At 63.5% G+C, this 25,303-nt stretch carries 21 protein-coding genes; 19 read left to right on the plus strand and 2 right to left on the minus strand.

Annotation, left to right across the window (positions count from 1 at the left end):
• Positions 1 to 30 precede the first annotated feature (30 nt).
• Genes J0I79_RS04440 through J0I79_RS04450 form a run of 3 tightly spaced genes read left to right on the plus strand, consistent with a single transcriptional unit; the run spans position 31 to position 2,825 of the window.
• Complete coding sequence (locus tag J0I79_RS04440; protein ID WP_292855396.1) at positions 31 to 837, plus strand: 4-pyridoxolactonase; 807 nt, start codon at positions 31 to 33, stop codon at positions 835 to 837.
• A 24-nt stretch (positions 838 to 861) separates the two neighbouring features.
• Positions 862 to 2,040 carry a pyridoxamine--pyruvate transaminase gene (ppaT, locus tag J0I79_RS04445; RefSeq protein ID WP_292855397.1) on the plus strand — a complete coding sequence of 393 codons (1,179 nt, stop codon included), beginning with the start codon at positions 862 to 864 and terminating at the stop codon, positions 2,038 to 2,040.
• A 38-nt stretch (positions 2,041 to 2,078) separates the two neighbouring features.
• Complete coding sequence (locus tag J0I79_RS04450; RefSeq protein ID WP_292855398.1) at positions 2,079 to 2,825, plus strand: SDR family NAD(P)-dependent oxidoreductase; 747 nt, start codon at positions 2,079 to 2,081, stop codon at positions 2,823 to 2,825.
• Between the two features lie 162 nt (positions 2,826 to 2,987).
• Here J0I79_RS04450 and J0I79_RS04455 read toward each other — a convergent pair whose 3' ends face one another.
• Positions 2,988 to 3,812 (minus strand): 3-keto-5-aminohexanoate cleavage protein, encoded by an 825-nt coding sequence (locus J0I79_RS04455; protein WP_292855399.1) that lies wholly within the window; start codon positions 3,810 to 3,812, stop codon positions 2,988 to 2,990.
• An 81-nt stretch (positions 3,813 to 3,893) separates the two neighbouring features.
• Between J0I79_RS04455 and J0I79_RS04460 the strand changes: the two genes are divergently transcribed.
• From J0I79_RS04460 to J0I79_RS04525, 14 genes are all read left to right on the plus strand, one after another.
• Positions 3,894 to 4,784, plus strand: a complete 891-nt coding sequence (locus tag J0I79_RS04460; RefSeq protein WP_292855400.1) for a MurR/RpiR family transcriptional regulator — start codon at positions 3,894 to 3,896, stop codon at positions 4,782 to 4,784.
• Positions 4,781 to 6,106 carry an aspartate aminotransferase family protein gene (locus J0I79_RS04465; protein ID WP_292855401.1) on the plus strand — a complete coding sequence of 442 codons (1,326 nt, stop codon included), beginning with the start codon at positions 4,781 to 4,783 and terminating at the stop codon, positions 6,104 to 6,106. The genes J0I79_RS04460 and J0I79_RS04465 overlap by 4 nt, the downstream gene beginning before the upstream one ends.
• Positions 6,107 to 6,435: 329 nt before the next feature.
• Positions 6,436 to 7,455, plus strand: coding sequence for a substrate-binding domain-containing protein (locus J0I79_RS04470; protein WP_292855402.1), 1,020 nt, complete (start codon positions 6,436 to 6,438; stop codon positions 7,453 to 7,455).
• Between the two features lie 69 nt (positions 7,456 to 7,524).
• Positions 7,525 to 9,045 carry a sugar ABC transporter ATP-binding protein gene (locus J0I79_RS04475; RefSeq protein WP_292855403.1) on the plus strand — a complete coding sequence of 507 codons (1,521 nt, stop codon included), beginning with the start codon at positions 7,525 to 7,527 and terminating at the stop codon, positions 9,043 to 9,045.
• 86 nt (positions 9,046 to 9,131) lie between these two features.
• Positions 9,132 to 10,055 (plus strand): ABC transporter permease, encoded by a 924-nt coding sequence (locus J0I79_RS04480; RefSeq protein ID WP_292855463.1) that lies wholly within the window; start codon positions 9,132 to 9,134, stop codon positions 10,053 to 10,055.
• A gap of 19 nt (positions 10,056 to 10,074) precedes the next feature.
• Positions 10,075 to 11,055 (plus strand): sugar-binding transcriptional regulator, encoded by a 981-nt coding sequence (locus tag J0I79_RS04485; RefSeq protein WP_292855404.1) that lies wholly within the window; start codon positions 10,075 to 10,077, stop codon positions 11,053 to 11,055.
• Complete coding sequence (locus J0I79_RS04490) at positions 11,045 to 12,040, plus strand: aldo/keto reductase (RefSeq protein WP_292855405.1); 996 nt, start codon at positions 11,045 to 11,047, stop codon at positions 12,038 to 12,040. The genes J0I79_RS04485 and J0I79_RS04490 overlap by 11 nt, the downstream gene beginning before the upstream one ends.
• A gap of 59 nt (positions 12,041 to 12,099) precedes the next feature.
• Positions 12,100 to 13,830 carry a glycerol-3-phosphate dehydrogenase/oxidase gene (locus J0I79_RS04495; RefSeq protein WP_292855406.1) on the plus strand — a complete coding sequence of 577 codons (1,731 nt, stop codon included), beginning with the start codon at positions 12,100 to 12,102 and terminating at the stop codon, positions 13,828 to 13,830.
• Positions 13,821 to 14,663, plus strand: a complete 843-nt coding sequence (locus J0I79_RS04500; RefSeq protein WP_292855407.1) for an aldolase — start codon at positions 13,821 to 13,823, stop codon at positions 14,661 to 14,663. Before J0I79_RS04495 ends, J0I79_RS04500 begins: the two co-directional genes overlap by 10 nt.
• Positions 14,656 to 16,173, plus strand: a complete 1,518-nt coding sequence (locus J0I79_RS04505) for an FGGY-family carbohydrate kinase (RefSeq protein WP_292855408.1) — start codon at positions 14,656 to 14,658, stop codon at positions 16,171 to 16,173. The genes J0I79_RS04500 and J0I79_RS04505 overlap by 8 nt, the downstream gene beginning before the upstream one ends.
• Positions 16,170 to 17,777 (plus strand): GMC family oxidoreductase, encoded by a 1,608-nt coding sequence (locus J0I79_RS04510; RefSeq protein WP_292855409.1) that lies wholly within the window; start codon positions 16,170 to 16,172, stop codon positions 17,775 to 17,777. Before J0I79_RS04505 ends, J0I79_RS04510 begins: the two co-directional genes overlap by 4 nt.
• Before the next feature lie 414 nt (positions 17,778 to 18,191).
• The gene (locus tag J0I79_RS04515) at positions 18,192 to 19,181 is read left to right on the plus strand and encodes a sugar ABC transporter substrate-binding protein (RefSeq protein ID WP_292855410.1); all 990 of its coding nucleotides are present in this window, start codon (positions 18,192 to 18,194) and stop codon (positions 19,179 to 19,181) included.
• Between the two features lie 8 nt (positions 19,182 to 19,189).
• Positions 19,190 to 20,227 (plus strand): ABC transporter permease, encoded by a 1,038-nt coding sequence (locus J0I79_RS04520; RefSeq protein ID WP_292855411.1) that lies wholly within the window; start codon positions 19,190 to 19,192, stop codon positions 20,225 to 20,227.
• Entirely contained in the window at positions 20,224 to 21,012 is a 789-nt protein-coding gene (locus J0I79_RS04525; RefSeq protein WP_292855412.1) for an ATP-binding cassette domain-containing protein, read from the plus strand. Before J0I79_RS04520 ends, J0I79_RS04525 begins: the two co-directional genes overlap by 4 nt.
• 8 nt (positions 21,013 to 21,020) lie before the next feature.
• Here the strand turns inward: J0I79_RS04525 and J0I79_RS04530 are convergent, their stop codons facing one another.
• The gene (locus J0I79_RS04530; RefSeq protein ID WP_292855413.1) at positions 21,021 to 22,226 is read right to left on the minus strand and encodes an ROK family transcriptional regulator; all 1,206 of its coding nucleotides are present in this window, start codon (positions 22,224 to 22,226) and stop codon (positions 21,021 to 21,023) included.
• A 262-nt stretch (positions 22,227 to 22,488) separates the two neighbouring features.
• On the opposite strand from J0I79_RS04530, the gene J0I79_RS04535 reads away from it, so the two are divergent.
• Together J0I79_RS04535 and J0I79_RS04540 are read left to right on the plus strand one after the other, a co-directional pair.
• Complete coding sequence (locus J0I79_RS04535) at positions 22,489 to 24,084, plus strand: FGGY-family carbohydrate kinase (RefSeq protein ID WP_292855414.1); 1,596 nt, start codon at positions 22,489 to 22,491, stop codon at positions 24,082 to 24,084.
• Between the two features lie 160 nt (positions 24,085 to 24,244).
• Positions 24,245 to 25,261, plus strand: coding sequence for a substrate-binding domain-containing protein (locus J0I79_RS04540; RefSeq protein ID WP_292855415.1), 1,017 nt, complete (start codon positions 24,245 to 24,247; stop codon positions 25,259 to 25,261).
• Positions 25,262 to 25,303 lie beyond the last annotated feature (42 nt).

Below are 25,303 nucleotides of genomic sequence, written 5' to 3' on the forward strand. Positions count from 1 at the left end.
ATGGGACCCGCGCCAAAACAGGAGGCAACAATGACGGATACCAAGGTCTATCTGCTCGACGGCGGCTCGCTCGTCCTCGACGGCTATCACGTGTTCTGGAATCGCGGGCCCGGCGGCGAAGTGCGCTTTCCGGTCTATTCGATCCTGATCGAACATGCCGAGGGCCGGTTCCTCATCGACACCGGCTACGACTATGACCACGTGATGAAGGTGCTGCCCTTCGAGAAGCCCATCCAGGAAAAGCACCAGACCATCCCCGGCGCGCTCGGCCTGCTCGGACTGGAGCCGAGGGACATCGACGTCGTCGTCAACTCGCACTTCCATTTCGACCATTGCGGCGGCAACAAATACTTCCCGCATGCCAAGAAGATCTGCCATCGTTCCGAAGTGCCGCAGGCCTGCAATCCGGAGCCCTTCGAGCATCTCGGCTACTCCGACCTCAGCTTCTCGGCCGAGGCCGCGGAAGCGCGCGGCGCCACGGCCCAGCTTCTGGAGGGAACGACCCGCGCCAACTCGACCTTCGAAGGCATCGAGGGCGACGTCGATCTCGCCAAGGGGGTCAAGCTGATCTCGACGCCCGGGCACTCGATCGGTCATTACAGCCTGCTGGTCGAGTTTCCGAAGCGCAAGCCGATCATGTTCACCATCGACGCAGCTTACACGCAGAAAAGCCTGGAAACGCTGTGCCAGGCGGCCTTCCATATCGACCCGGTCGCGGGCGTCAATTCGATGCGCAAGGTGAAGAAGCTGGCCGAGGATCATGGCGCCGAGCTGATGTACTCGCACGACATGGACAACTTCAAAACCTACAAGACCGGCACCCAGTTCTACGGCTGAGCCTTTAATCCGGAGACCAAGACCATGCGCTATTCCGATCATGCCGATCCGGTGCTCACGCTGACGGCGGGCCCGGTAAACGCCTATGCCGAGGTGCTGCGGGGCCTCAGCCGTACCGTGCTCTACGACTACGATCCGGCCTTCCAGCTGTTCTACGAGAAGGTCGTCGACAAGGCGCAGAAGGCGATGCGGCTCTCCAACAAGCCGCTCATCCTGCACGGCGAACCCGTGCTTGGCCTGGAGGCGGCGGCGGCATCGCTGATCACGCCGGACGACGTGGTGCTGAACCTTGCATCTGGCGTCTACGGCAAGGGTTTCGGCTACTGGGCAAAGCGCTATTCACCGCATCTGCTCGAAATCGAAGTGCCCTATAACGAGGCGATCGACCCGCAAGCGGTCGCGGCCATGCTGAAGGCGCATCCCGAGATCACCATCGTCTCGGTCTGCCATCACGACACGCCGTCGGGCACCATCAACCCGATCGATGAAATCGGCGCGCTGGTCTCGGCGCATGGCGGCTATCTGATCGTCGACGCGGTTTCCTCCTTCGGCGGCATGAAGACGCATCCGGAAGACTGCAAGGCCGATATCTACGTGACCGGCCCCGGCAAGTGCCTGGGCGCGCCGCCGGCGCTGACGATCATGGGCGTGAGTGAGCGCGCCTGGGCCAAGATGAAGGCCAACAAGGCGGCGCCGCGCGCCTCGATGCTGAGCATCGTCGACTGGGAGAATGCCTGGTCCCGCGAAAGGCCGTTCCCTTTCACGCCGTCGGTGGCGGAGGTGAACGGCCTCGACGTGGCGCTGGACCTTTATCTCAACGAAGGGCCGGAAGCGGTCTGGGCGCGCCATGCGCTGACGGCCAAGGCCATGCGGACCGGGGTCGTCGCCATGGGCCTGTCGATCTGGGCCGCCAGCGACAAGATCGCCTCGCCGAGCACGACGGCGGTTCGTACGCCCGACGGCGTCGACGAGAAGGCGCTTCGGGCCGCTGCCCGCGCCCGCTACGGGGTGGTGTTCTCTTCCGGCCGTGGCGAGACCTTGGGCAAGCTGACGCGAATCGGCCACATGGGGCCGACCGCGCAGCCGATCTACGCGATCGCGGCGCTGACGGCGCTTGGCGGCGCCATGAACGCGGCCGGCCAGAAACTCGCGGTCGGCAAGGGCATCGACGCGGCGCTGGCCGTCATCGACGCCGACGCATGAACAGACATCATCGGATCACATATTGAGGGAGATATTTCATGACTGAACGGCTTGCGGGAAAGGCGGCGCTGGTGACCGGCGCGGCACAAGGCATCGGCAAGGCGATCGCGGCACGGCTGGCGGCCGACGGCGCGACCGTCATCGTCAGCGACATCAACGCCGAGGGCGCCAAGGCGGCCGCGGCCTCGATCGGCGGCAAGGCGAAGGCCATCGCGGCCGATATTTCCGATCCGGCATCGGTCAAGGCGCTGTTCGGCGAGATCCAGAAGCTGACCGGCGGCGTCGACATCCTCGTCAACAACGCCAGCATCGTGCCTTTCGTCGCCTGGGACGAGGTCGACCTCGACCATTGGCGCAAGATCATCGACGTCAACCTCACCGGCACCTTCATCGTCACCCGCGCGGCGACCGACCAGATGCGGGCCGCCGGGAAGGCCGGGCGCGTCGTCAGCATCGCCTCGAACACTTTCTTCGCTGGCACGCCGAACATGGCGGCCTATGTCGCGGCGAAGGGCGGCGTCATCGGCTTCACCCGCGCGCTCGCCACGGAACTCGGCAAGTACAACATCACCGCCAATGCGGTGACGCCGGGCCTGATCGAGAGCGACGGCGTCAAGGCAAGCCCGCACAACGAGGCGTTCGGCTTTGTCGAGATGCTGCAGGCCATGAAGGGCAAGGGGCAGCCCGAGCATATCGCCGACGTCGTGGCGTTCCTTGCTTCCGACGACGCGCGCTGGATAACGGGCCAGACGCTCAACGTCGACGCGGGCATGGTCCGGCATTAGCATTTCACCGTTTCACGGAAACGGTGAAATGCACTGGCGCCGCGACAAGGTCTTTGTCGCGGTGGCGTGAGGCTGACGCTCGCTCGCGCCCGCACGGCCGACGGCGGCGAACCGGTGCGGGCGCACCCGATGGATGGTGTGGCGAAGCCGGTCAGGGAGGCGTCAGACGGCCCATTGGCCACGCAATGCATCGGCATCCGCTACAGCAAGGCCGCAGGCTTCAAAGGCCTGTCTTGCGGCGGCGACCAAATCCTGGTTGCCAGAAGCCTGCGTTCCGTCCGGCAGGAAAAGATTGTTCTCGAATCCGACGCGGGCGTGCCCGCCGAGCAAGGCGGCGGTGGCAACACAGGCCGTTTCCTGGCCGCCGAAGGCGCAAACCATCCAATGGCCGAATGATGGACGGCCAGGCGCCAGGAACGGCAGCAGGTCGGCTGGAGCGGACTTCTGCCCGACCGTATAGCGGCCGAGCACATAGAGAACCGCCGGATTGTCGAAAGGGATCAGGCCGCGGCCCGCGAGCGCCGCCAGATAGGTCGCTTCCTCGGGCGTATAGAGGATGATCTGCGGCGTGATCTTTTCCCTGCGCAATGTTTCGAGGAAGGAGGCGAAGCCCGCTTCATGGGTCTGGTCGGGCAAGAGCTCGCGCAAGGCTAGCGAAACCGCTTCGGGCCGCGCTTCCAGCACCACCTGCATCTGCTGTTCCGGCCGGTAGATGCCCAGCGCCTCGCTGGTGATCTGGAGGACGAGCCTGTCACCGACGCTTGTCCTGATCGCCGCGGTCGCGGCTTGGTAGGCTTCGGCGTCGAGAAGGTGGCGCCCGTCGTCGTCGCGGACATGGACATGGATCATGGCGGCGCCGGCCTCGAGCGAGGCGGCCGCCACCAGCGCCAACTCGTCCGGAGTGGTCGGCAAGGCTGGATGATCGGCTTTCATGCGCCGGCCGCCGTTTGGTGCCACGGCGATCGCAACGCGATTCTGGTCCGGCATCGGTTGCTCCAATTGTTGCAAAATTAGGAAGTATTGCAACATATATTGCATAGTCATGCATTCGCGTCTATCGTTGTCGGCATGATCCGCGCACCGCTCACCGATGCCATCGTCGAGGTTTTCGACAGTTTGCCTTCGCAGTTGCAGGACGCCGCCCGCTATCTCATCGACAATCCAGAGGACGTCGCATTGCTGTCCATGCGCGAGCAGGCGCGCCGCGCCGGCCTGCAGCCCTGGACGATGGTGCGGCTGGCCAAGCGGCTGGGTTTCGACGGCTACGAGCCGCTTCGCTCGCTCTATGCGAATGCCATGCGGCAGGGCGAGCTCGGCTTTGCCGGCAAGGCGGGCGCGCAGCTCGCGCGGCAAAGCGAGGTCGGCGACCGCGCCCTGGCGGGCGAGATGGTGAGGTCGCTGGCCGAGCAGGTCGCCCGGCTGGGCGAACCCGAACGGCTCGACACGCTTGTCGCGGCGGCCGAGCGGCTCTATGCCGCGCGCCGGATATTCTGCCTCGGACTGCGCTCCAGCCACCCAGTCGTCGCGCATTTCGGCTACGTCCTGTCCTTCCTCGGCGAGAAGACGGTCATGCTGGATGGAGCGTCCGGGGCGGGCACGGACGCGATCCGGCTCGCGACGTCGCAAGACATGCTGTTCGTGGCCAGCGTCGCTCCCTACACCAGGCTTACCGTCGAGCTGGCCCGGCGTGCCGCGAGTGGTGGCGTGCCGGTGATCGCGCTTACCGACAGCGCGGTCTCGCCGCTCGCTGGCCTTGCAGCTCTGTCGGTGCTGGTTGCGACGGACAGCCCATCCTTCTTCCACACCATGACGCCGGCCTTCGTGGTCGGCGAAATCCTCGCGGCGCTGATCGCCGGCAAGGGTGGAGACAAGGCGCTGGCCGCCATCCGCCGCACCGAGGAGCAACTGTCGCAACTCGACATCCACATCTTGCCGCCGCGCGGCCGGAGAACATCATGACCCATATCCTGCATCGCCAGATCAACACCGCGCTTCCGGTCGCCAGCTGCGGCAAGGGCATCGAGCTCTTCGACAGCGATGGGCGCGCCTATATCGACGCCTCCGGCGGCGCCGCCGTTTCCTGTCTCGGCCACGGCCATCCCGATGTCATCGCCGCCATTCACCGGCAGGCTGACACATTGGCCTATGCCCACACCTCCTTCTTCACCAGCGACGTTGCCGAAGCGTTGGCCGACCGGCTCGTGGCCGACGCGCCGGCCGGCCTCAGCCATGCCTATTTCGTCTCCGGCGGCTCGGAAGCGGTCGAGGCGGCGCTGAAGATGGCGCGGCAGTATTTCGTCGAGATCGGTCAGCCGCAGCGCCGCAACATCATCGCACGCCGGCAGAGCTATCATGGCAATACGCTCGGCGCCCTTGCGACCGGCGGCAATGAATGGCGCCGCGCGCAGTTCCGGCCGCTGCTCATCGAGACGCACCACATCGATCCCTGCTTCGCCTATCGCTTCCAGGAAGCCGGCGAGACGGACGAGGCCTATGCCACCCGGGCGGCGCAAGCGCTCGAGGACAAGATCCTCGAACTCGGGCCGCAGACGGTGATGGCCTTCGTTGCCGAGACGGTCGTCGGCGCGACGGCCGGCGCGGTGCCGCCGGTAGCGGACTATTTGCGCCGCATCCGCGATATCTGCGACCGCCATGGCGTGCTCCTGATCCTCGACGAGGTGATGTGCGGCATGGGCCGCACCGGAACGTTGCATGCCTGCGAGCAGGACGGCGTCGCTCCCGACCTGATGACGATCGCCAAGGGGCTGGGCGGTGGCTATCAGCCGATCGGAGCGGTCTTGCTTAGCCGAAAGATATTCGACGCCTTCGCCAAAGGCTCGGGCCTCTTCCAGCACGGCCATACCTATATCTGCCATCCCATGGCTTGTGCCGCGGCGCTCGCCGTCCAGGAAGTCATCGCTCGCGACAGGCTCATGGACAATGTGAAAGCCATGGGCGCGCATCTGGCGCGCCGGCTTGGCGAGCGTTTCGGCAACCATCCCAACATCGGCGATATCAGAGGGCGCGGCCTGTTCATGGGCGTCGAGCTGGTGGAGGACCGTTCGACGAAGCAGCCTTTCGATCCGAAGCGGAAGCTGCACGCGCGCATCAAGAAGGCCGCGATGGCCAACGGGCTTCTCGTCTATCCCATGGGGGGCACGGTCGACGGCGCCAATGGCGACCACGTACTGCTGGCGCCGCCCTTCATCTGCGACGTCGCGGCCGTCGACGCTATTGTCGAGCGGCTGGGTGAAGCCATCGATCAGGCTTTGCGCGGGTAGTGGGCTAACGGCTGAAATCATTGAAGATTTCGGGGACAAGACGCTGCCATGGGGTCGCGTCTTCGGTATGATTTCAACAGTCTGGGTGGATTTTCGTAGCGGGCCGCCGCTACATCGTAGCCCTTTCTCCAGTTCGTGTTGCCGGATCTTGCGGCGCCTGCCGCGCTCGTAGGCCTGCACGAAATTTCATGTACTGATTTTTCTACCAAAAGCCTTGACGGGCACTCTCAAGCCGCCTATGCAGGATCGCGAGGGATTTCATGTAGTGAAATTTCTTGCACCATGCAGGTGATGGGCTCCATCACCTTGGGCTTCAAGCGGAGGAAAACATGAAAAGGGTAAAACTGGCCGGCGCGCTGAGCGCGGCCACGATGGCTGTTGCGCTCATGTCCACGGGCATCGCATCGGCCCAGAGCAAATTCCAGTGCAAGGAAGGCGAGACCTACGTCATGAACGTCATGGTTTCGGCGCATCCTTATTGGGTTCCGGTCTACCAGGGCTTCAAGCAGGCCGCCCAGGCCATGGGCTGCAAGACGGTTTTTTCCGGAACCCCGGACTATGACATCACCAAGCAGATCGCATCGTTCGAACAGGATCTGATCAAGAAGCCGGCCGGCGTGCTGCTGCATCCGATGCAGGCCGACCCCTTCATCGAGCCCATCAACGCGGCGATCGCCAACGGCACCACCGTCGTGACCTTCGCCGCCGACTCGCCGAAGTCGAAGCGCGTCTCCTACATCACCTCCGACAATCTGGCGGAAGCCAAGTTCGCCGCCGAGGAGATCGTCAAGCAGGTCGGCGACAGCGCCGAATACGCGGTTCTCGAGAACCCCGGCCAGAGCAACCACGATCTTCGCGTCACCGCGTTGATCGACTATCTCGCCAAGAACTACCCGAAGATGAAACTGGTCGGCCGTCAGGCCTCGAACCAGGATGCCACGGTCGCCAACAAGGCGGTCGCCTCGATGCTGCAGGCAAATCCCAACCTCAAGGCGCTGTGGATTCCGGAAGCCGGCTCGGCTGAAGGCGCGGTGGCCGCGGTTCTGGAAGCCAAGGCCAAGGTGCTGATCATGCATGCCGACATCACGCCAGCGACGCTCGAGCAGATCAAGGCCGGCAACATCCACATGGCGCTCAGCCCGAACCAGGGCATGCAGGGCTATCTCGGCTTCGTCGCAACCTTCATGGCGGCGCATCCGGACCTGATCGATCCGTTCAACGACTACAAGACCTCGGGGTACAATCCGATGGCGATCCCCTTTGCCGACAACGGCTTTGCGGTCATCACCAAGGAGAACGCCGACTCGTTCGACCTGAACAAGTACATGGAAGGTCGCGACCCGAGCTAAGACCGCAACCTCTCTGGCCCGCGCCTCCTCATGGCGTGGGCCTTTCCTTCCAACGCTGTCGTGAATGCAATGGATCACCCTGTCATCCTCAAGATATCGAACCTCAGCAAGTCGTTCGGACCGGTCCAGGCGCTGCAGGGTGTCGATCTGGAACTGCGCCGGGGCGAAATCCACGCGATCGCCGGCGAGAACGGCGCCGGCAAATCGACCCTGATGAAGGTCATTGACGGCATCCTGCGTCCCGACAGCGGCGACATCGTCATCGACGGGAAAGCGGTCACCATCGCGTCGCCGACCGAGGCGCAAAAGCTCGGCATCGGCTTCGTGCATCAGGAGATCGCGCTCTGCCCTGATGTCTCGGTCGCCGAGAACATCTTCATGGGCGTGACCAACACCAGCAAAGCCCTGCTGATGAATTACGCGGACCTGAGGAAACGCGCCTCGGCCATCCTTCGGCAACTCGGCGACATCGATGCTTCCGCCCTGGTGCGCACGCTTTCCATTTCCCAGCAGCAGCTGGTCGAGATCGCCAAGGCGCTGACGCTCGATTGCCGCATCCTGATCTTCGACGAACCAACCGCCGCGCTGACCGAGCGCGAAGCCAAGATCCTGTTCGAGATCATCCACCGGCTGGCGGGCCAGGGCATCGCCATCATCTACATCTCGCATCGCATGGCCGAGATCTTCGACAATTGCGACCGCGTCACGGTCTTGCGCGACGGCCGCTACATCACCACGCACGACATCAGCGATACGACGCCCGAACAGGTGGTCGCGGCGATGGTCGGGCGCGTCATCGACAAGCTCTATCCGGAAAAGCAGCGCGCGGACGAGAAGTCGGATGAGATCATCCTCGACGTTTCCAACCTCTGCGAAGCCGCGCGCTTCCGCGACGTCTCCTTTAAATTGAAGAAGGGCGAGATCCTCGGCCTCGGAGGATTGATCGGCGCGGGGCGCAGTGAAATCGTCAAGGGCATCTGCCGTCTCGAAGGCGACGTGACCGGCACGGTCGCCTTGCACGGCAAGCCGCTTTCGCTGGCGCATTATGGCGACAGCATCGACGCCGGCCTGGTCTATCTCTCCGAGGACCGCAAGGGCGAGGGCCTGTTCCTCGACATGTCGATCGCCTCGAACATTTCAGCGCTCGCGGTCGAACGGGTCGCTTCTCGCGCGGGGCTGATCAACGCTGGCCGCGAAACAAGGCAGGCACAGGAACTGGGCCGCCGCCTGGCGCTCAAGTGCGGCCATGTCAACGATGCGGTCTCCACGCTCTCGGGCGGCAATCAGCAGAAAGTGGCGATCGCCAAGATGCTGTCGGTGGCGCCGAAAGTGATCTTTCTGGATGAGCCGACCCGAGGCGTCGATGTGGGCGCGAAGGCCGAGATTCACCGGATCGTCCGCGATCTCGCCCGCAGCGGCGTCGGCGTGGTTATCATCTCATCGGAACTGCCTGAACTGATCGGCGTGTGCGACCGCGTGCTGGTTGTGCGCGAGGGGCGGATAACAGGCGAGGTCGCCGGCGACGACATGACGGAGGAGAACATCATGTACCTGGCATCGATCGCGGACGAACGGCCGCGCGCGGCATGAGTGTCGAGGGAACCATGGCAACGACAACCAACTCCGTGGATGGTGAGGCGGGCTCAGCCGGCAACGCGCTTGGCCGTCTGTTCAGGATGCGCGAGACCGGCCTTATCCTGATCATCGCGGTGCTGTTCATCGTGATGTCCTTCGCGTCGCCCTACTTCCTCACCTGGGACAACATGCGGGCGATGGCGATGGCCTTCGCGGTCGAAGGCATTGTCGTCGTCGGCATGACAATCCTGCTGATCTCGGGCGGCATAGACCTTTCGGTCGGCTCGGTCACCGCGCTGGCGATGGTGATCGCCGGCTGGCTCTTCCTCAACGGGCTGGACCCCTGGACGGCGTCGCTGATCGCCATCGCGGCGTGTACGGCGATCGGTGCGATCATGGGTTTTTTCGTCACCCGGGTCGGCCTGCATCATTTCATCGTGTCGCTGGCGGTGATGGTCATCGCGCGCGGACTTTGCCTGCTGGGCACTGGCGGGCGTCCGCTCGGCCTCTACACGTTGCCGCTGGAGTTCAAGTTCATCGGACAGGGTTCGATCGGACCGATCCCGGTGGTGATCGTCATTTTCGTCCTGTTCGTCGTGGTCTTCGACTTCATGCTTCGGCGCACGACGATCTTTCGCAAGGTGTTCTACACCGGCAGCAACGAAAAGGCGGCGGCCTATTCCGGCATCCGCACGAGCAAGGTGATCTTCCTCACCACCACGCTCTGCGCTGCGCTGAGCGGGGTCGCGGGCATCATCTACATGGCGCGGTTCGGCTCGGCGCAGCCGACCTTCGGCGTCGGCATGGAACTGAACGTGATTGCCGCCGCGGTCATCGGCGGCGCAAGCCTCAAGGGCGGTTCGGGCACAATTCTGGGGGCGATCCTGGGGACAATCCTGCTTTCCGTGGTGTCCAGTTCGCTCGCCCTGCTGGACGTTTCCATCTACTGGCAGGACATTATCCGCGGCTCGATCCTGCTGACCGCGGTGACGATCGACCACTATCTGAACAAGCGTCGCGGCTGACGGGGGATCGGACAAAACCATGGCTGACGGCAAAGAAGAGTTCTCGACCATCCGGCAGATCCACACCGTGCTGGTGCTGCATTTCATAGACGGCATGAAGCAGAACGACATCGCCGCCGCGCTCAACCTGTCGCCGTCCAAGGTGAACCGGTTGATCGCGCAGGGGCGCAAGCTCGGCATGCTGAAGATCGCCATCGAAAGCCCGTTCCAGTTGCTGGTGGAGATCGAGCAGAAGCTCGTCGCGTTCTCAGGGCTGCAGAGCGCGCTGGTGACGCCGACGGTGATCGGCAGTCCCGACAGCACGCTGCAGCAGGTCGGCCGCGCCGCGGCGAACCAGCTGCTCGAAACTCTGCGCGACGGCGACGTCATTGCCATTACCGGAGGCAAGGCGGTCAGCGCCGTCGTCGAGAACATCGAAGCCGAGCGTGCGTTCGACGTGACGGTGGTTCCGCTGACCGGCGGGGTTCAGGGCAAGTTCTACACCGATGTCAATCATCTCGCGACGCGGCTGGCCGAGCGGCTCGGCGGCTCGACGCTGCTTCTGCACGCGCCGCTCTTTGCCGAAAGCTCCACGCAGCGCGACCTCTTGATGGACATGGCGTCGGTGCGTGAGGTTTTCGACCTTGCCCGCAAGGCTGCCATCGCGCTGGTCGGCATCGGCTCGATCCAGACGCCGGGGTCGAGCTACTTCGACCTGCTGCCAACCTCGGGTCCGGACCGTGAAATCCTGGCCAGGAGCGGCGCTGTCGGCGAGTTCCTGGCCCACCTTATCCGGGAAGACGGGACGATCGCCGACTATCCGCCGAATTCGCGTCTGGTTGCCCTGGACCCAGCTGACCTCTCGCGTTGCCGCATGGTCATGGGCGTCGCCTCCGGCGTCGAAAAGGTACAGCCGATCCGCGCCGCGCTGAACGGCGGCTATCTGAAATCACTCGTCGTCGACGAGGACACGGCCCACGCCGTATTGGGCAATACCGGGAGCATTCGAGATGTCGCTTGAAACCTTGACACGGAAGATCGGCCGATCCGGCATCGAAGCGTCCGCGGTCGGACTTGGCACCTGGGCGATCGGCGGGTGGATGTGGGGTGGAACCGACGAGAGCCAGTCGATCGACGCTATCCGCGCTTCCATCGACGAGGGCGTGTCGTTGATCGACACCGCGCCGGCCTATGGCCAGGGCCTGTCGGAAGAGATCGTCGGCAAGGCCATCAAGGGCCGGCGCGACAAGGTGGTTCTCGCGACAAAGCTGGGACTTGTCTGGCACACGATCAGGGGCAACTTCTTTTTCGATTACGATGGCAAGCCGGTGCATCGCTATCTCGGGCGCGACTCCGTCGCCTATGAAGTGGAGCAGAGCCTGAAGCGGCTCGGCACGGACTATATCGACCACTACATCACGCACTGGCAGGATCCGACGACACCTGTCGCCGAAACAATGGAGGCGCTGGAGCGTCTCAAGGCGCAGGGCAAGATCCGGTCGATCGGCGCCAGCAATGTGGTTCCGGCCGACGTCAAGGCCTACCTTGCCGCGGGCCAGCTCGACGCGATCCAGCAGGAATACAGCATGGTGGCGCGCGACATTGAGGCCGAATTGGCGCCCTATTGCATCGACAATGGCGTCTCGATCCTGAGCTATTCGTCGCTGGGGCTAGGACTTCTGTCTGGCAAGGTCGGCCCCGACCGGGTGTTCTCCGGAGACGACCAGCGCAAGGACAATCCGCGCTTCTCCAAATCCAATCGCGAAAAGGTCGCCCGGCTGATGGGAGAGATAGGCCCGATCGCGCATTCGCATGACGCCACCGAGGCCCAGATCGTGATTGCCTGGACGCTGCAGCAACCGGGGATCACCTTCTCGCTGTGCGGCGCGCGCAACCCGCAACAGGCGAAGGAAAACGCCAGGGCCGGGCGTATCCGGCTTTCAGACGAAGAGATCAAACGCATCAGCGAGGCGGCGAAACAGAATCTGACTGATCTCGACGCCTGACACTAAACGCACAATCCGAAGAAAGATCGGCCACGCCTCAGGTGGTCAACGGCGAAGCCATGCCCGAACAAAGAGACGAAAATCTCAGGAAAATCCGCCTCGACGGTGCATTCGACGTCATTGTTCTTGGCGGAGGCATCAACGGCATCGGCGTGTTCCGCGAGCTGGCCCTGCAGGGCCTGCGCGTGCTGCTGGTCGAACGCAACGATTTCTGCTCGGGCTGCAGCGCGGCGCCGTCGCGCATGATCCATGGCGGGTTGCGCTATCTCGAAAACGGCGAGTTCGACCTGGTGCGGGAATCCCTGGCGGAGCGCGACGCCCTGTTGGCCAACGCACCGCATATGGTGAAGCCGTTGCCGACGACGATCCCCATCCGCTCGACATTCTCCGGCCTGCTGAACGGAGCCGCGAATTTCCTGGGATTGTCCGAAACGCCGTCGAACCGCGGAGCCCTTGCGGTAAAGGCCGGTCTTGCCCTCTACGACTGGACCACTCGTCACCGCCGCGTCCTGCCTCGCCATGTGTTTCGCGGCGCGCGGCGGACCTTTGCCCAATGGCCCGGTCTGGATCCGAAGCTGCGCTATTCGGCCACCTATTACGATGCATGGATAAGCCACCCGGAAAGGCTCGGCATCGAGCTGCTCCTCGATACCGCGCGCCTCGCCCCGCAAAGCGTCGCGTTAAACTATGCGCAACTGTCCCGGGAAGGGGCGGGATTGATCGTTACCGATGGCGTCGCCGACATCGAACTGGATGTCACGGCGAAAGTGCTGGTCAATGCCACCGGCGCATGGGTCGATCAATCCCTCGCGCAGCTGGGCATTGGCGCTCCCGCCGATGGCCGCCTTGTCGAAGGCACCAAGGGATCTCACCTGATCCTCGACTGCGAACCGCTCTATCGCGCGCTCAATGGTCACATGATTTTCTACGAGAACCAGGACGGCCGGGTGTGCATCGTCTTCCCGTATCTGGGCAAGGTGCTGGCCGGATCGACCGATATCCGTGTCAGCCAGGTCGACCGCGTTCGCTGCGAACCCGAGGAACTGGACTATATCCTGGGTTCGCTGCGCCTGGTCTTCCCCGAGATCGACGTCAACGCCTCGCAGGTCGTATACAGCTATAGCGGCATCCGGCCCCTGCCGAAGAGCGATCATGCCTTCACCGGGCGCATCTCGCGGGGGCATTTCGTGCACCGGCTCGAAGGCGACGTTCCGCAATTCTGCATGATCGGCGGCAAGTGGACGACCTTCCGCGCTTTCGCCGAGCAGACAGCCGACGCCGTGCTCGGCGAACTCGGCAAGCCACGGCTGACTTCAACCCTGGCGCTGGCAATCGGTGGCGGCGCCGGTTTCATCGGCGACGGGGCGGATACGGTCGAAGCCCTGATCAAGGAGTACGGCATCGACCGATCACGCGCCGATCATCTTATCGCGGCATATGGTGCCAATGCCGTCGCGGTGATGGCATTTTGCCACGGTCGGGCCGACGACGTCAGGCTCGACGAGCGGACCGAAATCACCGGAGCCGAGATCGTCTACCTGATCTCGGGCGAATTCGTTGTCGGCCTGTCGGACCTGCTGCAACGGCGCACGTCGCTGGCGATCAGGGGGCAGCTTTCGAGAGAACTGATCGAGCGGGTCGCCACAATTCTCGGGCACGATCAGCGCTGGAACGCAAATCGCCGGCGCGAGGAAGTGCAGAGGTTTATCGGAGACCTCGAAACCTATCACGGCGTCTCAGGCGAGACGCTCGACCAACGCACACAGGACAGGAGTACCGCATGCGCTTGAGCACCAAGGCCCGCATGAACCGCATGTTCACGAACGGCAAATGCCTGGACGTGGCTCTCGATCACGGCGTCTGCAACGAGCCGAGCTTTCTGGCGGGTCTGGAAAACATGCCTGATGTCGTCGATGCCCTGATCCGCGCCAGGCCGGACGCGATCCAGATGGCCTATGGGCAGGCGGATCTGCTGCAGGCGCGTCCGGAGAAGGACAAGCCGGCGCTTGTCATGCGCATCGACATGGGCAATCCCTACAATTCCCAGCGCCATCGCGTGATGTGGTCCATGCTGCAGAATGCCGACGAACCGATCATCGGCGCGCTCGAAATGGATGCCGCATGCGTGGTGGTCAACCTGTTCATGCTGCCCGATGAGCCCGAGCTTTTCCGCCAATGCGTCGAGAATATCAGCCGCGTGCGCGCTGCCTGCCATCGCTATGGCATGCCGTTGATGATCGAGCCGCTTGTCATGCTGCCCAACGATGTGCGAGGCGGCTATCAGGTCGATGGCGACGCCGAGAAGATCATCACGCTGGTGCGGCTGGCATCGGAGATGGGCGCCGACATCATCAAGGCCGACCCGACGGAGCATGCGGAAGATTTCCACAAGGTCGTCGAGGCGGCCAGGGTGCCGGTGCTGGTTCGCGGCGGCGGCAAGGAGGATCTGAAGGTGGTCCTGAACAAGTCGGCAGCGCTGTTGAAAACCGGCGTCAGGGGGCTGGTCTATGGCCGCAACATCTACCAGCACTCTAACCCGAAGGCGGTGGTTGGCGCCTTGATGGCCCTGATCCACAATGAGGCCAGCGGCGACGAAGCATGGGACATCTACAATCGTGGCTGATCGACAGCGCTATCTGCTCGGCCTCGACGCCGGCAACACAGTCATCAAGGCGGTCCTGTTCGACCTCGCCGGCCGGCAGATCGCCATGCATGCGATCGACGGCCGGTCGCATACGCCGCGGCCCGGTCATGTCGAGCGCGATCTGAACGAGCTGTGGGCCAATGCGCGCGAGGCGATCCGCACCTGCATTTCGACGGCCGGGATTGATGCATCGGCGATCGCGGCCGTCGGATGCGCCGGCCATGGCAACGGCCTCTACCTTGTCGACACGGCCGGCAATCCGCTGCTGGGTATCCAGTCACTCGATACGCGCGCTGCCGAGCTCGCGGCGTCGCTCGACGCCAGGACAGGCGATGCGCTGCACGCGATCTGCCTGCAGAAGCCCTGGCCATCGCAGACGCCAACCCTGCTTGCCTGGGTGAAGGCCGATCAGCCAGGGCTCTATGCCGGCGCGGCCACCGTCATGTTGTGCAAGGACTTCATCACCTTCCGGCTGACCGGAGAGCGGGTGAGCGACATTTCCGATATGTCCGGGGCCGGCTTCGTGCGAATGCCCGAGGCGGCTTACGATGACGAACTTCTGGCGCTCTATGGGCTCGAGGATGCCAGGGCGAAACTGCCGCGCCTGCTCGATCCGGCTGATGTCGCGGGGTTTGTAACGGCCGAAGCCGCGGCGCAGACAGGTCTCGCGGCCGGTACGCCGGTGATCGCCGGCTATTTCGACGTGGTGTCGAGCGCCATGGGCGCCGGTGTTGTCGGGGCAGGCGAGGCGTCCATCATCGCCGGAACGTGGTCCATCAACCAGGTGTTTTCGCGGACGGCGGGGGTTGATGCCGGCGTCTTCATGGTGGCGCGGTTCGGACCCGGCCGCTTCGTCAACATCGAATCCAGCGCCACCTCGGCGGCAAACCTCGAATGGTATGTGCGTGAGCTTGTCGAGCGCGGTCATCACCATGACGACCCTTTCGGACACTGCAACGCGCGGATTGCCGATGTGCCGCCGGCGGCCGACGATCCGATCTTCCATCCGTTTCTCTATGGCTCGCGCCTCGGTTCGGATTATCGTGGCGGCTTCTATGGCGTCGGCGGATGGCACAGGGAAGGCCATCTGCTGCGCGCGCTTTTCGAGGGTGTCATGTTCGAACATCGGCGGCATATCGAGGTTCTGGCAAAGGCCGGCGTGAGCTTCGACCGCGCTGTCTTGTCGGGCGGCGGATCGCGCAGTCCGCACTGGCCGCAAATGTTCGCCGATGGCCTCGGCGTGCCGATCACCGTGCCCGAGGCGCGCGAGACCGGGGCGCTTGGCGCCGCGATCGGGGCCGGTGTCGCGGCGGGATTGTTTGCCGACTATGAGGCCGGCATTGCCGCGATGACGCGGCCGCGCTCCGTCTATCAGCCGGACCCGGCAATGACCGCGCATTACGACAGGCGCTATCGCCTCTACGGCGCCATGGCCGATGCCATGCGTCCGCTGTGGAACGATCTGATATCGGGGCCGAAGCAGGCATGAGCCAGCGCGCTGACATCGGAACGTTCGACTATGTGATCGTTGGCGCGGGTTCTTCCGGCTGCGTGCTGGCCAACCGTCTGAGCGCCGATCCGGCCAAACGCGTGCTGCTGCTGGAGGCCGGCGGGTCTGATAATTACCACTGGATCCACATTCCGGTTGGCTATCTCTACTGCATGGGCAATCCGCGCACCGACTGGTGTTACCGCACGGATGAGGAGCCGGGGTTGAACGGCCGCTCGCTCGCCTATCCGCGCGGCAAGGTGATGGGTGGCTGCTCCTCGATAAACGGCATGATCTACATGCGTGGCCAGGCCGCCGACTACGACCACTGGCGCCAGCTCGGCAATCCCGGCTGGGGTTGGGATGACGTGCTGCCGCTGTTCCGGAAATCGGAGGACCACCAGCGGCTGAACGGCCTCTTCCACGGCCAGGGCGGCGAGCTGCGCGTCGAACGCCAGCGGCTCTCATGGCCGATCCTCGACGCCGTGCGCGAGGCCGCCGAGGAGCTCGGCGTGCCGAAGGTCGACGACTTCAACACCGGCGACAATTTCGGATCGTCCTATTTCGAGGTGAACCAGAAGGCCGGCTTCCGCTTCAACGCGGTTCGCGCCTTCATCCGTCCGATCCGCCATCGCAGGAATCTCGTCATCCTGACCGGGGCGCAGGCAGAGCGCGTTGTGCTGACGGGCCGCAGGGCGACGGGCCTGGAGTTCCGCCACAAGGGTGCGCCGACAAAGGTCTCGGTGGCGGATGAACTCATCCTGTCGGCCGGCGCGATAGGCACGCCCCAGATCCTGCAGCTCTCCGGCATCGGCCCGGGATCGCTGTTGCAGCGGCATGGCATCGACGTCCTGCATAATCTGGCCGGCGTCGGCGAGAACCTGCAGGACCATCTCCAGATACGCACCGCGTTCAAGATCACCGGCGCACGGACGTTGAACGAGCGGCAGGCATTGCTGTCGGGCAAGGCGCGCATCGCGCTGGAATACGCCTTCAAGCGCTCGGGTCCGATGTCGATGGCGCCAAGCCAGCTCGGCATCTTCATGAAGTCCGATCCGCGTTTCGAGACCGCGAATGTCGAATTCCATGTCCAGCCGCTGTCGCTGGAAGCATTCGGGCAGCCGCTGCACGATTTTCCGGCCATCACGGTCTCCGTCTGCAATCTGAGGCCGCAGTCGCGCGGGACAGTGCGCATCGCCTCGCCGCGCTTCGGCGATCACCCGGCCATCGCGCCGAATTATCTCTCGACCGATGGCGACCGCGAAGTCGCGGCCAGTTCCATTGTCGCCGCGCGCCGGCTGATGGCGACGAGGCGGATGGCTGAGTTCAAGCCGGAGGAGTTCAAACCGGGCGTGCATATCCAGACGCCCGACGACCTCGCCCGCGCCGCGGGCGATATCGCCACGACCATCTTTCATCCGGTTGGCACGGCCAGGATGGGAACCGACGACACCGCCGTGGTCGACCCTGAACTGAGGGTCAGGGGCATCGAAGGTCTGCGCGTCGCCGATTGCTCGGTCATGCCGACCATCATATCCGGCAACACGCACGCGCCTGCCGTCATGATAGCCGAAAGGGCGGCGCAACTGGTCCTCGCGGCCTAGTTCCCAGGCGGCAGGCACGCGACGAACGCCTGCCGGTTTGAGTTGCTTCAAAATCATCCGTCCGCCGCCGGCACGATCAAGACCTTTTCGCCATAGTACCATCAAGCGTCAGCGACACGTTCGCTGACGCAACAATGGACGTGGCCTGGAGCTTTGAAATCATGGAGGATTTTCGGGCGAGGCGCCGCTTCCGAGCTATTTGCGTCAACTCAAGATCTGGAGCCCAAGCGCTTTTGAAGAGATGGTCCTCGCGACGTCATCGTTCGGAAATCCCAGCCTGTCGCGCCCTCACTTATGTTTATAAATAAACAAAATTGCCTTATAATTGTGATGAATATAGACATATATGCGAAGGCGGTGTAGCGTTGCGAGAGGCTATCGGGAAGTAGCCTCGACACTCTGGGAGGAGACAAAATGAAATCGAAGCTACTTTTGCACGCCTCCGCTGCGACCTTGCTTGCGGCGAGCTGCTGCATCGCCTTTGGCGCTTTTGCCGGTGAGAAGCCCAAGGGGCTGATGCTGTTTTCGTACCTTGGCGACCAGGCCTATGTGCGGCAGTACAATGTCGCCAAGGGCCGCGCGGGAAAGATCGAAGACGTTCAGATCGACGTCAAATCGGGGACGTCGCGTGGCGACGTCAACTTCTTCATCCAGGAAATCGTCAATGCGCCCGCCGAGGGCTACAAGGTCATCGCCGTCAACACGGGCGCCACCTCCAAGGAACTGGTCAGTGCGCTCAATGACGCGACCAAGCAAGGCATCAAGGTGCTGTCCTTCGACGGTGCGCCCCCGCCGATCGATGACCTGACCGCTCAGGTGAACTACGATCCGGTCGGGGCAGAGAAGGCGGTTGTGCAGGAATTTACCAGGCAGATCCCCGCGGGAGGCGAGATCGGCGTCATCCGCTGTATTGCCGGCCTGGCGGACACCGATGCGTTCATCAATGCGTTCAAAGATGCCGTGAAGGACACGAAGTTCAACATCGTCGCCGAGGGCGACGCCCGTTGCGATCCCGAGAAATCGAGAACGATCGCCGAGGGCATGCTGAACGCGCATCCCAATCTGGTCGGCATCTACGACATCTTCGACGTTTCGGCGCAGGGAACGCTGCAGGCGCTGGAGGCCGCCGGATCCAATGCCATTGTCGGTTCCGTGGGCGGCCAGGAATACGCGCTGAAGGCGATCGCCGCCGGCAACAAGAACTGGAAATTCACGGTGCCTTATCCGTTCGAGGTGATAGCCAGAACCGCGACCGACACGACCGCCGAGCTGGTGCGCGGCAAGAGCGTCGAAAAGCTCGTGGTAGTGCCGGCGCAACCCGTCCAGACGTCTCAGAATGCCGGCGGCATGCTGAAGATGGTCTCCGACGTGGTGGCCGGCAATGTCGACGACGTCGTGAAATAGCGCGACCGATGGGAGCCGATGTCGACATTGCGGGGAAGTCGTCCGGCACGGCGACGGGACGCCGCGATGCGCTCTCGATCGTGTTGCTGCTCCTGCAGGCCGGGCCGATCATTATTCTGGTGACCCTGGTCGTGGCGTTCGGCCTGCTAGCCCCGCATTTCATATCGGTGCGCAATCTTCAGAACCTGCTTGCCCAGAGCGCGATCGTCTGCGCCCTGGGCCTCGGGCAATTCCTCGTCATTCTGGTTCGCGGCGTCGATGTCTCGGTCGGCAGCGTCATTGCGCTCAGCGTCGTAACGGTGGCTACCCTGACCGGCGTCGACCAGCCCAGCTCGATTGCCCTGGTCATCTATCCGCTTGTCGGCCTCGTCGTCGGCCTGATCAACGGCTTGCTCATCGTCAAGGGCGGCATTCCGCAGCCTCTCGTTGTCACCGTGGCCATGCTCGGCATCGTTGCCGGCGTAGTCCTGCTGATCAGCGGCGGCAACACGCTGGTCGGCGTCTCGCCCGCCGTGCATTGGCTGGCGAACGGCAAGGTGCTCGGCATACCCGCCGGCGCGTTGATGGTGCTGATCCTTGCCGGTCTGTTCTGGCTGCTGTTACGGCGTACGCAATGGGGCCGCTGGCTCTACGCGGTGGGCGGCAATCCGGATGTCGCGCAATGGGTCGGCCTGCCGCGCGACAGGCTCATTATGAGCGCCTATGCCATCTGTGGAACGACGGCCGGCATTGCCGGCATGCTCTATCATGGCCGCACGGGATCGGCTTCGCCGCTTTCCGGTGTCGGCTACGAGCTTGATGCCATCACGGCGGTGGTTGTCGGTGGAGCAAGTCTCTTTGGCGGTCGCGGCAGCATCACCAACGTGCTGTTCGGCGCGCTTATTATCGCCACCATCCGCAGCGGCCTGCAGCAGCTCGACGTTTCGCCATTCTGGTCGTCGGTGGCGATCGGCATCGGCATCCTTGTGGCGCTCGAACTCGATGTCTTGCGCAAACACATCGAAAACCGCATTCGCACGCTGCGGGCGAGGCAGGTCAACCAATGAGCGCCGCCTCGCCGGAACGGATTTCAAACGGCATCTCGGACAAACGCCTGGTTCTCTCGGTCCGCGAAGCGCGCAAGGCCTATGGGTTTGTGACCGCGCTGGCCGGGGCGTCGCTCGACCTTTGCGAAGGCGAGATCGTCGCCTTGCTCGGCGACAATGGCGCGGGCAAGTCGACCCTCATCAAGGCGATCACCGGCATCGTGACGCTGGATTCCGGTGCCATCGAGCTTGATGGTCGTCCGCTGCGGCTGCGATCGCCCGCCGACGCGCGGGCGTCGGGCATCGAGACCGTATTTCAGGACCTTGCCGTTTTCGACAATCTGACCGTTTCCGACAATTTCCTGATCGGGCGCGAGCAGACGTGGCCACGCTGGCTCGGTCCGTTGGGCTTTCTCTCCGCACGGCAAGAGCAGAGGCAGTGGCGGGAACATGCGAGTGCGCTGAGCGTCAGCCACGTCTCACCCTCCCACGAGATCGGCCTGATGTCGGGCGGTCAGCGCCAGGCCGTGGCGGTCGCGCGCGCCGTGGCGTTTGCCCGCCGGGTCGTCATTCTGGATGAACCGACGGCAGCACTTGGCGTGCGCGAATCCGACGAGATATTGACGATGGTCAGACGCCTGCCGGAGCGTGGCCTGTCGGTCATCATCGTCAGCCACAATATGGACCACGTCGTGCGCGTGGCGGATCGCGCCGTCGTCATGCGGCAAGGCCGGAGCGTCGGCGAGATGGACGTGCGCCAAGGCGTCCAGAAGGACCTTGTCGCCATGATCATGGGCGTCACCTAGGCCAGAGCCTATCGGTCGCTGGTCCGCCTATCGATCAAATCCTCCACTTTTTCGAGGCTGAAGATGTCCTCCAGCGCCAGATAGGCGGCGCCGAAAAGGGCGCTGTCCTTCTGCGGGTTGGCAAGCACGATCTGCAACTCGCGCGTGGCGAGCGGAAGGCAGCGCTGGTAGACGAGTTCGCGGATGCCCGACAACAGAAACTCGCCGCCCCTGGCCAGTGTGCCGCCGACCACGATCAGGCTGGGGTTGAGGATGCTGACGACGTCGGAGGCGACTTCGCCGATCACCCGGCCGGCGCTGCGCAGCAGCATCAGCGCTTCCGGCTTCTGCATTTCAACCAACGAAATGACATCGCGGGCGTTCTCGGCCTTGAAGCCCCGGCTCGAGAGATCGCGGGCGATCGCCCACCCGCCGGCGCGCGCTTCCACGCAGCCAAGCTTGCCGCAACGGCACAAGGGCGCGTTGTCGGAACTGAACTGGATATGGCCGATATCGCCGGCCGCGCCCTGAGCACCCCGAAAGATCTTGCCTCCGGCGACAATGCCGCTACCGATACCCGTTCCCGCCTTGATGAAGAACATGTCGTCGACATGCCGGAAATTCTGACGGTGCTCGTGGATCGCCATCAGGTTCACGTCGTTTTCGACATAGATCGGCGCATCGAAACGGCTGCCCAGCCAGCCGATAATATCGAACTCGTCCCAACCGTGCAGCACCGAGGGACCGACGACGCGGCCGTGCTTGAAATCGACCGGCGTAGGCATGCTGAGACTGACGCCGAAAAGGGAGCCGTGGCTGGCCTGAGCCTCGGCGGCAAGGATGTCGAAACCGTCGGCGATCTGCGCGAGCGAGGCCGCCGGTCCGTCCGAGGCATTGAACGGGATCGTGCTTTGCGAAACGATCGCGGGCTCGAGATCCATGGCCGCAAGATGGATGTAGGTTTCGCCAATATTGGCAACGAGAAAGAACCCCGCCCGTTCGTTGATCCCCAGCACGCGCGTCGGCCTGCCGCCGCTCGGCATCGTGCGCGCCGTCTCGCGGACCAGGCCGGAATCGATCAGCGCATTCAGCCGTTGGGTAACGGTCACACGCGACAGTCCCGACGCTTCGAGCAGCGCCGACCTGGACGTGGCGGCGCCGGTCGCAATCAACGAGAGGATCTCACCGCTGTTTACAAGGGCGGGGCGTTCCGCCATGGCATTTGTCTTGGGCATTCCGTGTCCCCAGTTCGCTCTGAGATTTAGCCATAAACCCAGGCGAGATAAAGCAGCGTTCACGGGAAAGCGTGATATCTTTTGTATAAATATATGCAATAATACATTGACTTATAGATATATCGATAGATAAGAGGGTAATGTCCAGGAGGACGTGCGAGCATGCGTGAACCGGCTGCGTGTGTGAAATCTCTCTCCTACGCCTGATCGACGGAATCGCACGTTCGGTCAGCGCAAAGGGCTTGGGAAGGCGGCAGGCGAGATGATCGCAACCTATGTCATCGGACTGGACTATGGCACCGGGTCGGCCCGCGGCGTCCTGCTTGATGCGGCAACCGGCGAACAGATCGCCAGCCACATGCATGCCTATCGCCATGACGTCATGACGCAAAGCCTGCCTGACGGCACGCCCTTGCCGCGATCATGGGCCTTGCAGAACGCCGCCGACTATCTCGAGGCGGCGGAAGAGATCCTCGGCGTGCTCGGGCGCGGGCGGGTCATCGAGTCGATCGGGCTGGGCTTCTCGGCAAGCTCGCCGATGCCGACCACGACCGACGGCACCCCGCTTTCCGAATTCTATCCCGGTGAGCCGCATGCCTATGTCAAGCTATGGAAGCATCGCGCCGCGCAACCTTATGCGGATGCGATCAACCGTCGGGGCGGGGACTTTCTGCGCAATTTCGGCGGCAAGCTGTCAGGCGAATGGCTGTTGCCGAAGGCAGCCGAGATCGCGCACGAGGCACCGCATATCTGGAGCGCGGCTGGCCGCTTCATCGAGTCCGGCGACTGGCTTGTCTGGCAATTGACGGGCCGCGAAGTGCGCAGTCTGGGTTTCGCGGCTTACAAGGCTCAGTATTCCGAGGCCGAAGGTTACCCGCAGGGGATCGTTCCCGGCCTGTCCGAAAGGCTGTCGGCGCCGCACCGCATCGGCAGTTCGGGCGGCGGCCTGTCGGAGGGATGGCGCACGCGCACCGGTATCAGTGGCCGTGCGATCGTCGCCGTCGCCGTCATCGATTCCCACGTGGTGCTGCCGGCGGTCGGCGCCGTGTCGTCGGGCTGTCTCGTCGGCGCGCTCGGCACCTCGGCCGTCTATCTGTTCTTGAGCGAGCAGTTCCGGCCTTTGCCGCTGGGCATCGAAGGCGTGGCCAGGGATGGATCGGTGCGGGACCTCTGGTGCTACGAGGCTGGGCAGGCCGGGTTCGGCGATATGCTTGCCTGGTTCGTGAAGGCTTTTCCGCGCGGCGCCGACGAGGCGGAAAGTTTCCGCGCCTACAACCGGGAGGCAGCCGGGCTCATGCCTGGCGCCAACCATCTCGTGGCGCTCGACTGGTGGAACGGCAACCGCGTGCCGCTCGCGGATTCAAGCCTCAGCGGCCTGCTTCTCGGACTCACCACCGAAACCACCGGCGTCGACATCTATCGCGCACTGATCGAATCCCTGTGTTTCGGCGCCCGCACGGTGGTGGACCTCTTCGAGGCGGGGGATTTCGCCATCGACCGCGTCATCCTGACCAGCGGGCTTGCCCAGAATAATCCGTTGCTGGTGCAGATCATGGCCGACGTGCTGGGACGTGTCGTCGAAGTTCCAAGCATTGCTCATGCAACGGCTGTCGGCGCGGCGATTCATGGCGCGGTCGCGGCCGAACTGGTGAGGGATTTCGCGCAAGGCACGGCCCGGTTCGGCGCGCGAATCTTCACGCCCTGCCAGCCCCGCCCGGAAAGCGCTGCCGTCTACCGAGATCTCTACAGGAATTACCGGGCGCTCAGCGACAGCCGGACCGTACGCGCCGCCATGCACGATCTGAACAGGGCAGCGCCGTCATCCCCCGATCAGGCGGAAGCGAGATCAGTGGCCTGAGCGGACGATTTTTCGTCGCGTTCAGGGTAATGGCTTCGACAAGTGCATTATGTATAAAAACATACATAATTGCCTACATAATGTTTGACCATATGCAAAAGATATGCGTAACTCAGTGAGCCTTTGAGGAGAAAGGTTTTCACCAACTCGGGAGGAGTTCATGTCCAATTCGCGTATCGCAACCGGCGCCAGGCCCGGAACCATCGTCAGATCAGCCGTTGCGGGCCTTGTAGTCTTTGGGGCCGCTTTTGCGGTGACCAGCCATGCCTCGGCCGACGAAGTGATTGTCGGTCTTGTCACCAAGACGGAGGTCAATCCGTTCTTCGTGAAAATGCGCCAGGCGGCCGAAGAGGAAGCCAAGGCCAAGGGCGTCAAGCTGATCGCTCGCGCCGGCAAGTTCGACGGCGACAATGAAGGCCAGGTCACCGCGATCGAGGATCTGATCAGCGCCGGCGCCAAGGGCATATTGGTGACGCCGAACAACTCGACCGGCATGCTGGGCATCATCAAGAAGGCGCGCGATGCGGGCGTGCTGGTGATCGCGCTGGATACGGCGACCGATCCCGCCGATGCGGTCGACGCCACCTTCGCCACGGATAATTTCGAGGCCGGCGTGCAGCAGGGCGCCTATGCGCGCAAGGCGCTCGGCGACAAGAAGCCGGTGCTGGCGATGCTCGATGGAACGCCGGGCGGCACGGTCGATACGTTCCGCCACAATGGGTATCTGAAGGGCTTCGGGCTCGCCGAGGGCGACCCGGCCATTGCCGGCTCGGCCATTACCAACGGCGCGCAGGACAAGGGCCAGGTCGGCATGGAAAACCTGCTTTCCAAGAACGGCGACATCAACGCGGTCTACACCATCAATGAGCCGGCGGCGGCCGGTGGTTACGCCGCGATCAAATCCTTTGGCAAGGAAGGCGATATCGTGCTGACGTCGATCGACGGCGGCTGTGCCGGCGTTCGCAACGTCAAGGCCGGCAAGATCGCGGCGACCGTCATGCAGTTCCCCTACAAGATGGCGGCCATGGGCGTCGACGCGGTTGTCGAATATGCGGCCAGCGGCAAGAAGCCGAGCGGGTTCGTCAATACGGGCTCGTTCCTGATCACCGACAAACCGATCCCGGGGATAGACTCCAAGGACACCGAATGGGGCCTCAAGAACTGCTGGGGTGATTGATTTAACTCTTTAGTTTTGACGCAATTGCTGTGGGAAAGCCAT

The sequence above is a fragment of the Mesorhizobium sp. genome (assembly GCF_017306585.1).
Taxonomy (GTDB): domain Bacteria; phylum Pseudomonadota; class Alphaproteobacteria; order Rhizobiales; family Rhizobiaceae; genus Mesorhizobium.

Excerpts from the sequence above, each read along its gene's own strand:
- J0I79_RS04440 (WP_292855396.1), top strand. The coding sequence starts at position 31 with ATGACGGATACCAAGGTCTATCTGCTCGACGGCGGCTCGCTCGTCCTC.
- ppaT (WP_292855397.1), top strand. The coding sequence starts at position 862 with ATGCGCTATTCCGATCATGCCGATCCGGTGCTCACGCTGACGGCGGGC.
- J0I79_RS04450 (WP_292855398.1), top strand. The coding sequence starts at position 2,079 with ATGACTGAACGGCTTGCGGGAAAGGCGGCGCTGGTGACCGGCGCGGCA.
- J0I79_RS04455 (WP_292855399.1), bottom strand. The coding sequence starts at position 3,812 with ATGCCGGACCAGAATCGCGTTGCGATCGCCGTGGCACCAAACGGCGGC.
- J0I79_RS04460 (WP_292855400.1), top strand. The coding sequence starts at position 3,894 with ATGATCCGCGCACCGCTCACCGATGCCATCGTCGAGGTTTTCGACAGT.
- J0I79_RS04465 (WP_292855401.1), top strand. The coding sequence starts at position 4,781 with ATGACCCATATCCTGCATCGCCAGATCAACACCGCGCTTCCGGTCGCC.
- J0I79_RS04470 (WP_292855402.1), top strand. The coding sequence starts at position 6,436 with ATGAAAAGGGTAAAACTGGCCGGCGCGCTGAGCGCGGCCACGATGGCT.
- J0I79_RS04475 (WP_292855403.1), top strand. The coding sequence starts at position 7,525 with ATGGATCACCCTGTCATCCTCAAGATATCGAACCTCAGCAAGTCGTTC.
- J0I79_RS04480 (WP_292855463.1), top strand. The coding sequence starts at position 9,132 with ATGCGCGAGACCGGCCTTATCCTGATCATCGCGGTGCTGTTCATCGTG.
- J0I79_RS04485 (WP_292855404.1), top strand. The coding sequence starts at position 10,075 with ATGGCTGACGGCAAAGAAGAGTTCTCGACCATCCGGCAGATCCACACC.
- J0I79_RS04490 (WP_292855405.1), top strand. The coding sequence starts at position 11,045 with ATGTCGCTTGAAACCTTGACACGGAAGATCGGCCGATCCGGCATCGAA.
- J0I79_RS04495 (WP_292855406.1), top strand. The coding sequence starts at position 12,100 with ATGCCCGAACAAAGAGACGAAAATCTCAGGAAAATCCGCCTCGACGGT.
- J0I79_RS04500 (WP_292855407.1), top strand. The coding sequence starts at position 13,821 with ATGCGCTTGAGCACCAAGGCCCGCATGAACCGCATGTTCACGAACGGC.
- J0I79_RS04510 (WP_292855409.1), top strand. The coding sequence starts at position 16,170 with ATGAGCCAGCGCGCTGACATCGGAACGTTCGACTATGTGATCGTTGGC.
- J0I79_RS04515 (WP_292855410.1), top strand. The coding sequence starts at position 18,192 with ATGAAATCGAAGCTACTTTTGCACGCCTCCGCTGCGACCTTGCTTGCG.
- J0I79_RS04520 (WP_292855411.1), top strand. The coding sequence starts at position 19,190 with ATGGGAGCCGATGTCGACATTGCGGGGAAGTCGTCCGGCACGGCGACG.
- J0I79_RS04525 (WP_292855412.1), top strand. The coding sequence starts at position 20,224 with ATGAGCGCCGCCTCGCCGGAACGGATTTCAAACGGCATCTCGGACAAA.
- J0I79_RS04530 (WP_292855413.1), bottom strand. The coding sequence starts at position 22,226 with ATGCCCAAGACAAATGCCATGGCGGAACGCCCCGCCCTTGTAAACAGC.
- J0I79_RS04535 (WP_292855414.1), top strand. The coding sequence starts at position 22,489 with ATGATCGCAACCTATGTCATCGGACTGGACTATGGCACCGGGTCGGCC.
- J0I79_RS04540 (WP_292855415.1), top strand. The coding sequence starts at position 24,245 with ATGTCCAATTCGCGTATCGCAACCGGCGCCAGGCCCGGAACCATCGTC.